This window comes from Neobacillus drentensis (genome assembly GCF_036965645.1).
Taxonomy (GTDB): Bacteria; Bacillota; Bacilli; order Bacillales; family Cytobacillaceae; genus Neobacillus; species Neobacillus drentensis_D.
Genome location: NZ_JBALPZ010000055.1, coordinates 1 through 11,902 on the forward strand (window position 1 = coordinate 1; position 11,902 = coordinate 11,902).

An 11,902-nucleotide genomic window follows, 5' to 3' on the forward strand; every position below is an offset into this window, starting at 1 on the left:
TTGTTTTAGAAGCAACGGGACATTATCATTCCTCTGTTGTTCAATACTTAGAGGACCGTGGATATTTAATGATTATTATTAATCCATTGATTTCTTATAAGGCTAAAAGTTCAAGTCTTCGGAAAGTAAAGACAGATGCGGTTGATGCTTACCTTCTCTGCGAACTGTTTTATAAAGAGGATCTAGAGCCATATAAAAAGCGAGGAGTTCAACTTTTAAACCTTCGAAATCTAACAAGACAGCACGAGAATATAACTGGGGTATTAATCCAAACAAAGCTACAATACCAAGCAATTCTTGACCAAGTCTTCCCCGAATATCGAGGGGTTTTTGGCGACTTATATTCAGTAGTGTCACTCTTAACTCTTTCAGAGTTTCCCTCATCTGAAGAAATATTAGAGGCAAGTGAAGAAACCATAGCTGACAAAATCGCTCAATTATGTAAAAGTCGTTCATACAGATGGGCTAATGAAAAAGCTATTCAACTTAAAGCCGCCGCAATACGAAATCCGTTTGAAAAGACTTTGTATCAGAGTCATATTTTGAGTCTTGGTATGTATATAAACATCATTCTTCAATACAAAGAGCACCTATCCACGTTAGAGTCCGAGTTAGATGCCCTCGCTAAAGAAGTTGAAGAATATAATATTATCAAATCTATCCCTGGTATTGGAGAAAAGATCGCGGCAACGATCATTTCAGAAATTGGGGAGATAGATCGATTTACTGATCCAAAAAAGCTTGTAGCTTTCGCTGGAGTAGATCCTAGTGTATTCGAATCTGGTAAATTTACAGCTACCAAAAATCGAATCACAAAAAGAGGATCTAGTATGCTCCGTCATGCCTTATATATGGCTGTTCGTTGTGCTATACGTGACTGTCGAAAGAGCAAAACAAGCGAGGAAATCATTCCTCGTAATAAAAAATTACGAGAGTTCTATGATAAGAAACGTGAAGAAGGAAAACCTTTTAAAGTAGCTGTCATTGCGTGTGTAAATAAACTCTTACATTGGATATTTGCCCTTTTAAAAAACAAAACAACTTTCCAAGATATAGCTTAGAGCCTAAATCTAACTAAATAACACAAAACCTTCCAAAATTAGACTAACGGAAGGTTATTTGGCATGCACATTTTTAGTATAACATGAGATTTTTAAATTTTTTATTGAAAAATATTGACAAACTATTAGCTGGTTTAGTTCAACAAGAAAAAAAGACCGCTGCAGCGACCTTTATCTATAACTATTGCTACCTTATAACTTAAGTACAATTTTCACAAAACTCGCTTACAAAATTGGGTTATTTTTATAATTTAAGCATTTTATTAAATCATTTTTTCCAATAGGCTTTTGCTTCTTCCTCGAGCACCTTTAATCTTTTATAGTAATCAGGAAACTCGTTAAGATGAGCTAGGGCAATTTTCCCCGTTATAATAGGATCATCACCAGTTACATTCGTTTGGCTCGATATTTTTCCATGTTCAAGCTCTGTATTTACTCCCATCCAAAACTCATCTAAATCAAACTTGCTTTTTTTAAAATCAATGCCTAAAAGTAAAGCGATTGCTGCTGCTTCCTCTTTAGAAAAAGATTTAACCCTTGTTACAGAACAATTATTTCTAAAGCTGTTTGGACTTCCGGTGATTGGATATGGATATTGCATACCATAGTAATAACCGTTATTAAAGTGGGGCAAATACCGATTATTAAAGTAGGACAAAACACATCACTCCTAAAAAGGTCGTTATCCCACTATACGTTAGTTAACTGTTTAGGAGCATGTCTCCAAAAAAGTTCGACTATTATCTAATTTAACAATACGTCATGGGTTTTAAACTAAGCTGTCCAGTTATATGCGCAAATGGGCTTTATACCAATACAAAATGAGTGTCAATTTAATATACAAATTGGCACTCATTTTAACTTACAATATTAATGTTTGCTATAGAAACGGAACCCGTTAATATTTTATAGTCCCTCTTTCTGTTATTCCGTTATTTAGATGACCTTGTATAAATAAATTCGCCAGTAAGCATCGTTTGAATCAAAAACCTTTTGTAATTTAAGGCTATTTTCATCAGCATTTTTAATCGGAACAGCCGAGAGTACATATTGACCACCCATTTGTTTCAAAACTTGCGTATCAATATCTAAATGCTTGATAACTTTAGTCGATTCTTTGGAAAACATATAATTTTTGCCCAATTCGCTGACAAACAGATAACAACGTCCGCCCCATTGGTCAAAATAATCTCCAATGGTTTTGCTTTTCGCAAGTTCTGGAGCCATGATTTTTCGGAATTGATGCTTATAGGACAATGGATAAAAGTTATTATAGGTGTCCAATGTATATAAGCCATTATATTGAGCAATGGCTGGATGTAGTCCGATACTTACCACCCGATAATTTTGGACTGGTTCGCCAATATAGTTCTTGATCTCCTTAAATTCATTCACCGCATAAAACTGCTTAAATGTAGGTTGGTTATGATACCATATTTGTTCGTTCGAAGGAACTAATACAACAAGCTGTAAAATAGCAAAACCAATTGCCCAAGTACGCCATTTTTTATTGTATGTCCATAATATTTGTAAGGAAACAGCAAATAAAATATAGATAATCATCGGTCTTAGATAATGATAACGAGAAAAATTAAAGGTGTTTAGAATACTTATTTTCTCTTTTATCGGCGCCCACCCTTGATACCACCAAAAAGAATACCAGACTGATAACAAAAAGTTTGCTAGATGCAATCCAATAAATAGCTTTTCTTGTCTCCATCTTTTTTCCATGATAACGATAATTAAGGCAATCAAAGCTGTTGGGAAAATGACAAACTCATAAAGAGCTTCGTCTTGGTTATGCCCTATAAAATAATTTTTGAAGATTAATTTTATGGTTTCAATCAGGTTATTTTTTGATTCGTAAAACTCAGAGCGATTTGTCTTTTCAGTAGAAAATAGCAGCGACATTACGTCACGATATTCAACCGCTAAGTAAATGACGGTCATATAAATAATAGAGAAGAACAGCCTTAACTGTGCTTTTTTACTTCTAACTACCTCTACAAGCCAGAATACCCCCATTGCACTTAAGAAGAAGAAAAAACCCAGCATAAAAGTTGAATAAAAAGGTAAAAGAGTTAAAGTCACTAGACTAACCCAAGTTTTTTCGTGATTTTTAATATTTAAAAATGCCCATAAAGCAAGAGGCATTCCTAAGGTACTTAACATACCGTTAGCCCAAAATGGTGTTAGAGCAAATGTCAAAGCGGCAACTACTCGAATGAATCCGTGATTTTGTTCTTTAATCACATATCTTCTTAATAATAAATACATTCCTAAAAATGCAATTAAACGAGTAATCGCTTGGTTTAATCCGTAAGCGATAACGGGTGGAAAGAAACGAAATAATTCAATCATTCCATAGTATTCGGAATAATAAGCATCTCGGGATAAATGCCCATTTATAATCTGAGGTATATGTGCAGTAATCGGTCCAAATAGCTGCCCACTGTCTATTAGAACTTTATACCATGCGATATTGGAATCCAGGTTATCCAGAATCCGCATATGTGCTTGTTCTCCAAGGACAAAATAAGGTAAAACCCAAAGAATAATAAGAAGAAGAGCCCCCATTAAATAGGTTCTTTCCCGTTTAAGATATGTTGTGATTGTGGATGGTTCCATACAAATCAATTCCTTGTAAAAAGATTTTAATGAGTCGTTCACCATTGGAATAGTAACATTTATTCTATTGACATTATGCTTTTTAAGGAATTTTTAATTAAATAATAAGGTATTCTTAGGATTTTACTGCTATTTTAAATATGCGGGACTATCTTGAATGTAAGTAACAAGGAAAAAATAAAAACGACCTAATCCTTTGGATTAGATCATTTAAATTCTACGTAATCTAAACATTTGATTCTTCATACATAAATTCAAATAAAGACGAGAGGATGTTTAGGTATATGAAACATCTGTTAATTGGACTCATAATCATAAGCACATTAATGATAATAGCGGTGATCTGCGTTGAAATATTCTATTGAATTTAACGCTATTTTGTTTTAGGTACCTTCCGATAAACCCACACAAAGTTAATGACTAAGATAACAACTAAATAAAGAGCGTACAGGGAAACAGAAAACCGTAAATTATGCTGGAAGCTTGCTCCTGCGTAAGTTAACAATAATATATTCGGTATTTTTCCAATAACAGAAGCCAAAACAAAAACTTTCCAATTCACTGAACTTAAGCTGCATCCAATATTCACGGCTACTGCAGGGATAATTGGTATTACTCGAGCAATAAAAATTGCCATAAACGCATTGTCTTTAAGCTTGTTCTGATATTTTTGTGCTTTTGGATATTTCTTTAACTTTTGTTGGGCCCATTGTCGATACCCATACCTCATAAGAAAAAAGAACAAGACTGTTCCGATCATGGAGCCTGTAAGGTTAATGATACTCCCTTTCAGCGTTCCAAAAACCGCTCCAATCATACCAGCCGTTACAGGAAATGGGATAATTGGAAAAAAGACGCATAAAGAAAGCAATAGTAGACTCATCCCCACTGCGGGGGAACCGCCTTGGGCAATCATCAGAATTAGAGTGCTTTTTTCTTTAATTCCTAAACCTATCATACTAACTAGCAAGAAAACGATCATGACTTTTTTGACCATTTTGACCCCCGATAGAATTCTTCCTTAAAACTTTACAATCCAATTAAGTAGCTTTTAAAATATCATCCCCTGTTATCCCTAAAAGAAGTTTAAATCTTAATGAATTATTAATTCTTTGTTAAGGCGAAACTAAGAGTTTATTTTGTATTATTAAATTGCCTAATTTGATTGTTCTGTCGTGAGTTCAAGGATGATTTTTTATAGTATTGCTCATTACATCATCGATTTTTAAAGGATGAAGTGCACTATTACTTCAATAATTAACAGTTCTATCATCCAATGAGGCAAGATAACTAGAAATGAGGGGAAAGAATGAACTATCAACTATTTAAGGCAATCAACCAACTTGCTGGACATCACCCCATTATAGACAAGATAATGATTTTTAACACGCAGTACGCATTGATTGTTTTTGCCTTAGTTTTACTTGTTATGTGGTTTTTAGGAAAAGAACAATATAAATATTCGGTGGTTTATGCAGCCATAACTGGTGGTTTAGGGTTATTCATAAATTTTGTCATAGGTCATATTTTCTATGAACCTCGCCCATTTGTTACACATCACGTCCATCTGCTGATCCAACATGCAAAGGATAGCTCTTTTCCAAGCGATCATACAACAGGTGCATTTTCCCTCGCCCTTTCGGTATTGTTACGCCACCGTAAGATTGGTTTAGGTATGCTCGTTTTTGCCATATTAACAGGGATTTCTCGTGTTTATGTAGGTCATCATTATCCATTTGATGTTCTTGGCAGCATTATTGTTGGGATTGTGGTTAGCTCACTTGTTTATAAATTTAGTTCTATATTGAACCCAATCCCACGCACAATTGTTAGTATTTATAACCAATTACCATTAGTTCCTAAAGAACATAAATCAATTAGCGAAAATAACTGATATAATATTACTATAAGGTAACCAAAATGGTTACCTTTTTACATTGTTACCCTTAATAAATTTAGGCCCTTTCTTAACAGCTACGGTTAAAAAGGACTATCTTGAAATTAAAAGTGAAAGATTCATAGACTTCCTACTAATTCTTTTATGCTTCACTATCTCCTATTCAAAATTTATCTTTCTTATTCTATTTATTTAAAATTATCATTTTACTAAGAGGTGCCACAATGAAGGAAATGCAGAAGTTTTTAAAAAAATATCATGAAGAAATGAACTGGGAAATTAATAATGAAAGTTATGAGAAAACTCGAGCTTCCCTTTTGAATAACTATATGCTCTTAACCACTGAGGTAGCTGAAGTCGCTGAAGAACTTAGAAAAGCTTTTAATTTTACAAATAGCAATATTTTAAAAGGAATGAATGATAATGAAGCTTTTGATTTAGCGAAGGAAAATGCAAAGGAAGATTTAGGAAAGGAATTTGCTGATTGCTTAGCCTATATTGTGAAATTTGCCAATTACTTTGAAATTGATTTGGAAGAAAGCTTCTATAAAAAGATGAATGAGGTTAGAAACCGCAAAAATAGGGATGTAAGTTTGTCAAGAAAATAAAATTCTTCACAATCGGAAGTCATTAAACGGATGGTCAGAATTGTTTTTTTATAAGTGTTAATCTTTTGATAAAGTTAGGAGATGCATCTCATTTATGAGATTGACACTTTAAAGTAAAAGCGCTTGAATCTCCAATTTGATTCAAGCGCTTTTTCTGATCTGATTATCTGATTTTCTATTAATCTACTGGGCGGTCTTCGAATTTGTATTCCACTGACGCTGGACTAACATGTGCACGATCAAGAGCCGGCGTGTCTGGACGAACAATTTGATAGGCTGATGCTCCAACGATTGATACAGCTTGTTGCAGCTTTTCTTTACTGATATGTTCAATTGTATCTGTTGGCTTGTGATACTGAGGTTCAACAGGTGAATGAATAAATAGAGCAGAAGGAATGCCAACGTCATGGAATGGCTGATGGTCACTTCTTCCTAACTGTCCATACGGCACCGCGACATCATACATTCTCGATGAGGCTGACGCTCCTAAGTCTGTAACAAGATTTTTCTGACCGTCAATGGTGTACATAATCAGTCCACCCAATGGATGATCTTCTCCTGCTTCCGCCCCGCCAATCATATCCATTTGGAAGTGGGCAACCATGCGGTCTATATCACTCTGTGGAAGCTGTGATACATAAAAGGATGAACCCATCATCCCTCTTTCTTCAGAACCGAACGTCAGGAAGCGGACTTCTGTATCAATCGGAGTATTAACTAAAATTCTTGCAAGCTCCAATACGGCTGAAACTCCGGAAGCATCGTCATTTGCTCCTGGTCCATTAGGAACGGAGTCATGGTGTGCACCAATCGTGACAATCTGACCTGTATCCTTGTTCTTGTTAGGCTTTAATTTAGCCTCAACCACATAGGATGTTTTCTCGATTCTTTCGATATCAACATCTAGTGTGGCCTCTACAGGGCCATTCTTTAATCTATCAACCAACTCCTTCCCTTGTGCTTGGGTAATAGCTACGGCTGGAATTTCTTCATTGGCTTGGCCAAAGTTATTACCATTAGAACTGCTGTTATACATAAGTACCCCAGCCGCACCTTTAGCAGCTACATTTTTCACTTTTTCAACGAACGTTATTTCTCCCCGCTCAACCAAGGCAATTTTCCCTTTCACATCATCCGGAACCGTGCCAGCTATTGCTTTTCCAACATTAACGAGCTCTGCCGTTACTTTTCCGCTCGCACTGCCGCTAAAGGCATGTCCTTTTAAATCGACTCCGTCAACTTCAGCCAGTTCACGGTTCGTCTTATAATCATAGATTGGGAAGGGGAATCTTCTCGTTTCGAGTCCTAAGCTCTTAAATTGGCCTTCTATGTACTCAACCCCACGAACCTCTCCCTCAGTACCCGCTTCCCTAGGGACTGCCGATAGATACTTAATCGTATTGTACATATTCTCTGCGTTAATTTTTTTGATAACCTTGTTGTCAAAAGCTGTGTCTGCTTGTACATTTGGGGCACCATTTGTCTGAGCATACACCACCCCTGTTGATAAAAACATACCTGTTGCTAGAACCGTGATAATCGATTTACGACGAAACATGCAACTCCCCCTTTGATAAAGTGATACTCTTCCATTATTCCAATTTTGGAAATTATAGTAAATAATAATCGTGATACAAAATCCTAGAAATTCCGATATAATCCGCTAAAGATTGAATCCTAAGCAATACTATAATAAATCATTGGATTGAAGGGCCTTCGAGATTGTTTCGCCTTAAAATATCCTTACAGATTGTTATTATTTTTTTATGATTTACTGAGAAAGTGTTTCTTTTTTAATAAGATTTATACATGAAGAGTTATCATTTTTAATTGTTAAAAACATTTATTTATCAAATTATATGCTAGTTAATCCCAGCCCTTACAGCCCTCTACGGTTCCACTAATTTTTTGTCTATAAAAATCGAGAGGCTCATTTTTTTCAAATAGACTACCTTACCAATGTCCATAATATAAGTGGATGAATCAATTTAAAATTTCACCAAAAAGGAGTTCTTGACATGGCTTTAAGGGAATCAACCGTTCAAAAAATGAACAATAATACACAAAACATACAAAAAGACGAGTATCGTAAGATCAGCCTTACTGAACGCATCGGTTACGGTCTTGGGGATTTTGCTCAAAATCTCGTTTTTGGTACTGTCGGAGGATTCCTGGCTCTCTATCTGACTACCGTCAATGCCATTGGTACGGCAACAGCCGGGTTCATCTTCCTGTTTGTCCGTATCGTCAACGTATTCTGGGATCCGATGGTCGGTACCTACGTCGATAGACATACATTCAAGAACGGTAAATATCGTCCTTGGCTCCTGATTGCAGGCATTCCGCTTGTTATCCTGTCAGCAATGCTCTTTGCTCCGATTCCAGCCATTCGCGGTTCAGTGTCGATCGCCTTTATTACTTACTTCCTGCTTGACTTGGTTTATTCCGTCGTCAACATTCCGTACGGTTCGCTGAATGCTTCACTCACACGAGACCCTGAGTCCATAGCCAAAATCACAACCACTCGTATGATGCTGGCAAACATTGCTAACCTCTTGGTTTATACTTTGTTCCCCATGTTTGTCCAAATGGCAGCGCCAAAAGACCGCTCGATGAAAGACACAGGGTTCTTTGGTCTCAAGATCAACATGGGTACTTATACGGATCCATCGGCAGGTCACGCCTGGTTTTGGGTTTACATGGTTTACATGGTACTCGGCGCTTTCGCTTTGTTCTTTTGCTACCGTCTTACAAAAGAACACGTTGTCGCAACTGCAGAACAATCTGCAAAAGTGAGAGCTTTCGACCTGTTCATTGAATTGAAGAACAATAAACCACTAGTGATTCTGGGGATCTTTTTCATGCTTGCTTTCACCTTCATGTTCTTCATGAACACAGTGAATGGATTTTTTAACCAATACACGGTCCATCACTCAGACTGGATGGGGGCCATAGGTCTCATCGCCTCCATCCCTGGTATCGCTTTCCCAGTCTTCTGGCCTAAATTGAGAAAAATCTTTGGTAAAAAGGGATTCTTCCATTTCTTCCTTGGTATGTTTGTTGTAGGTGAAATCCTTACTTGGGTATGGTCGTTAGATGGCATGCATGATTCACTCTTCCTTGCTTATGTTTCAACCTTCATTAAGCAATGGGGTCTTACTTCTGCAACTGGTTTCATGTGGGCACTTGTTCCTGAGGTTGTCTCTTATGGTGAAATGAAGTCTGGCAAACGTAACGCTGCAATCATCAACGCGATCATGGGTCTCTTCTTCAAGATTGGCTTCACGATTGGTGGTGCCGTTCCGCTCTGGTTCCTTGCTGCCTACGGCTTCAATGGAAATTCGGATAAGCAGCAAACAGCAAGTGCTCTTTCCGGTATCAATATAACAGCTATCTGGATTCCAGCAGCACTTGCGATTGTTTCAATGATTGTTATGGCCCTTTACCCACTTTCAGATCAAGACGTCATGGATATCAATAAGAAACTCGATGCTTCTCGTGCTGAAGCAAAAGCAGCTGAATAAGTTATTCCTATCAAATTGTTTCTAAAAAAAGGAAATTTGTCATCATGATAAATTTCAAAATCCTGTGCTTACTGACTTTAATGTTGCCAAAGAAAAAGGGGATGCGAATGCATCCACTTTGTTCTTTAGCCAATTTTGCAAGACTGCGTAGTTTGAATACAGACTTACGAAAAGCTCCTATACCCGTTATGGACCGAGACAAATGATGCTACTTCTTAATGCACTTTAATGCCTGAAAGTTTCACCATTAAGTCCTCATAATCTTTTCTATTCATGTTTCGGAAAGATTGTGCCTCTAAGTTGTTAAACTTCTCTGCCAGCCAATAAGCGGTTAAATATAACGTTAATTTTTTCTTCGCTATTTCTTCTTCTAAATTACTTTCAATATTTTGTGATGATATGACAGTGTAGGCAAATTTTTTAGCATCTATCTTCATTTTGCTATTTTTCTTTTCCATTGAGCTATTCTCCTTCATTTATTATTTCCACACTCATTTAAGTGACCCATTCCATCGTTTAACTACTTTTACTTCTTTTTTTACTTTCTAAAGTCTTTCATTCATTATTCAACACTTTCGTTTCCGTATAAATATTCTGATACATAGCAAATAGTTTTTATACCTCTTGACATTTTCTTTTATCCTTTTTACCTTCTCTTTCTACAAAAAAGTGCTGGGGAAAAACTCCAGCACTTTTTATGACTCATTTATTTCTAAACCCGTTTTAACCACGAACACTTGAAAGTGTCTCTAGTAAATATTGATTCACTAATGCTCTTAGTCTTTCTGTTTTACCAGATTGGTTTTTAATTTCTGTTAACCCTAGTGCATGTTGTTCTAATTCATGGAAGTTTGTTGTACCTTCAACTATTTTCTTCCCTATGCCTTCTGTAAAGCTGCTGTATCGGTTTTCAATGAAGCCGTCCAAAACATTGTCTTCAATCAGCTTGTTGGCAACCTTTAAGCCGACAGCAAATGAATCCATACCGGCAATATGTCCTTCAAATAAGTCTTCCGGTTCAAATGATCCCCTTCTGACTTTTGCATCGAAATTTAATCCGCCTTTTCCAAGGCCGCCATTTTTCAAGATTTCATACATGGCAAGTGTAGTGGTATACAGGTCTGTTGGGAATTCATCTGTATCCCATCCAAGCAATACATCACCTTGGTTGGCATCGACTGATCCTAACATGCCATTGATTCGGGCTACTCTAAGCTCGTGCTCAAATGTATGCCCCGCAAGTGTAGCATGGTTTGCTTCGATATTGAATTTAAAGTAATTATCCAAATCATATGATTTTAAAAATCCCAATCCGGTTGCCACATCAAAATCATACTGATGCTTTGTCGGTTCTTTTGGTTTTGGCTCAATTAAAAATTGACCTTCATAACCAATTTCCTTTGCATAATTCACTGCCATATGGAAGAAGCGTGCGAGATTGTCCTGTTCTAATTTCATATCTGTATTTAACAATGTTTCGTAGCCTTCACGGCCGCCCCAGAAAACATAATTTGGAGATCCCAGTTCCTTAGCGACTTCTAACCCTTTTTTAACCTTTCCAGCGGCGTAAGCAAAAACATCCGCACTATTGGATGTGGCGGCCCCATGAACATAACGTGGGTTAGTAAACATATTAGCCGTATTCCACAATAATTTCGTTTTGCTTGTTTTTAAATAGTCTTTAATCATGGCCACAATAATATCGAGATTATCATTTGATTCCTTTAATGTATTTCCTTCAGGCGCAATATCAACATCATGGAAACAAAAGAACGGAACATCGAGCTTCTCATAAAATTCAAAGGATGCTTCCGCACGTGCCTTCGCTAAATCGATCCCGGTTAAATTTCCCCATGGTCTGATTGCCGTTCCTACTCCGAATGGATCAGCTCCTTCTGCCGTAAACGTGTGCCAATAAGCAACAGAGAAACGAAGGAGCTCTCCCATCGTTTTCCCATTAATTTTTTCCTGTGGATTATAATATTTATAAGCTAAAGGATTTTTTGAACCCGGACCTTCATATTGAATTTTATTAACTGTTTGAAAATAAGTCATAGAACTGTTCCTCCTAAAGTAATTGGGCGTTAAAATGCTTCTCATCACAATCGATAGTTTGAACCAATTCATTCGAATTTATTTGATATACCTCAATGGCTGTAAAGAAAAAACTGTCTGATTTTAATC

The 11,902-nt window shown here is 36.6% G+C and carries 10 protein-coding genes; 4 read left to right on the plus strand and 6 right to left on the minus strand.

Going from position 1 to position 11,902, the window contains the following annotated elements:
• A partial coding sequence (locus V7266_RS11305) for an IS110 family transposase (RefSeq protein ID WP_335467991.1) occupies positions 1-1,061 on the plus strand: 1,061 nt, incomplete at its 5' end.
• 268 nt (positions 1,062-1,329) lie between these two features.
• On the opposite strand, the gene V7266_RS11310 is transcribed toward V7266_RS11305, so the two are convergent.
• From V7266_RS11310 to V7266_RS11320, 3 genes are all read right to left on the minus strand, one after another.
• Positions 1,330-1,719: a DUF5661 family protein gene (locus tag V7266_RS11310; protein ID WP_335467992.1), complete on the minus strand. Its 390-nt coding sequence runs from the start codon at positions 1,717-1,719 to the stop codon at positions 1,330-1,332.
• A gap of 278 nt (positions 1,720-1,997) precedes the next feature.
• Complete coding sequence (locus V7266_RS11315) at positions 1,998-3,689, minus strand: DUF6044 family protein (protein WP_335467993.1); 1,692 nt, start codon at positions 3,687-3,689, stop codon at positions 1,998-2,000.
• Between the two features lie 373 nt (positions 3,690-4,062).
• Entirely contained in the window at positions 4,063-4,686 is a 624-nt protein-coding gene (locus tag V7266_RS11320) for a TVP38/TMEM64 family protein (RefSeq protein WP_335467994.1), read from the minus strand.
• A 312-nt stretch (positions 4,687-4,998) separates the two neighbouring features.
• Here V7266_RS11320 and V7266_RS11325 point away from each other — a divergent pair, with 312 nt between their 5' ends.
• Entirely contained in the window at positions 4,999-5,583 is a 585-nt protein-coding gene (locus V7266_RS11325; protein WP_335467995.1) for an undecaprenyl-diphosphatase, read from the plus strand.
• Between the two features lie 227 nt (positions 5,584-5,810).
• The gene (locus tag V7266_RS11330; protein ID WP_335467996.1) at positions 5,811-6,194 is read left to right on the plus strand and encodes a MazG nucleotide pyrophosphohydrolase domain-containing protein; all 384 of its coding nucleotides are present in this window, start codon (positions 5,811-5,813) and stop codon (positions 6,192-6,194) included.
• A 178-nt stretch (positions 6,195-6,372) separates the two neighbouring features.
• Here the strand turns inward: V7266_RS11330 and V7266_RS11335 are convergent, their stop codons facing one another.
• Positions 6,373-7,752, minus strand: coding sequence for a M28 family peptidase (locus V7266_RS11335; protein WP_335467997.1), 1,380 nt, complete (start codon positions 7,750-7,752; stop codon positions 6,373-6,375).
• 460 nt (positions 7,753-8,212) lie between these two features.
• Here V7266_RS11335 and V7266_RS11340 point away from each other — a divergent pair, with 460 nt between their 5' ends.
• Positions 8,213-9,718 carry an MFS transporter gene (locus tag V7266_RS11340; RefSeq protein ID WP_420491381.1) on the plus strand — a complete coding sequence of 502 codons (1,506 nt, stop codon included), beginning with the start codon at positions 8,213-8,215 and terminating at the stop codon, positions 9,716-9,718.
• Between the two features lie 215 nt (positions 9,719-9,933).
• On the opposite strand, the gene V7266_RS11345 is transcribed toward V7266_RS11340, so the two are convergent.
• A complete protein-coding gene (locus tag V7266_RS11345) occupies positions 9,934-10,176 on the minus strand; it encodes a hypothetical protein (RefSeq protein ID WP_335467998.1) in 243 nt (80 codons plus the stop codon).
• A gap of 265 nt (positions 10,177-10,441) precedes the next feature.
• Positions 10,442-11,773, minus strand: a complete 1,332-nt coding sequence (xylA, locus tag V7266_RS11350; protein ID WP_335467999.1) for a xylose isomerase — start codon at positions 11,771-11,773, stop codon at positions 10,442-10,444.
• Positions 11,774-11,902: the final 129 nt, after the last annotated feature.

What these genes read in the sequence shown, in the direction of transcription:
- V7266_RS11315 (WP_335467993.1), bottom strand. Translation starts at nt 3,689, where the DNA reads ATGGAACCATCCACAATCACAACATATCTTAAACGGGAAAGAACCTAT.
- V7266_RS11320 (WP_335467994.1), bottom strand. Translation starts at nt 4,686, where the DNA reads ATGGTCAAAAAAGTCATGATCGTTTTCTTGCTAGTTAGTATGATAGGT.
- V7266_RS11325 (WP_335467995.1), top strand. Translation starts at nt 4,999, where the DNA reads ATGAACTATCAACTATTTAAGGCAATCAACCAACTTGCTGGACATCAC.
- V7266_RS11330 (WP_335467996.1), top strand. Translation starts at nt 5,811, where the DNA reads ATGAAGGAAATGCAGAAGTTTTTAAAAAAATATCATGAAGAAATGAAC.
- V7266_RS11335 (WP_335467997.1), bottom strand. Translation starts at nt 7,752, where the DNA reads ATGTTTCGTCGTAAATCGATTATCACGGTTCTAGCAACAGGTATGTTT.
- V7266_RS11340 (WP_420491381.1), top strand. Translation starts at nt 8,213, where the DNA reads ATGGCTTTAAGGGAATCAACCGTTCAAAAAATGAACAATAATACACAA.
- V7266_RS11345 (WP_335467998.1), bottom strand. Translation starts at nt 10,176, where the DNA reads ATGGAAAAGAAAAATAGCAAAATGAAGATAGATGCTAAAAAATTTGCC.
- xylA (WP_335467999.1), bottom strand. Translation starts at nt 11,773, where the DNA reads ATGACTTATTTTCAAACAGTTAATAAAATTCAATATGAAGGTCCGGGT.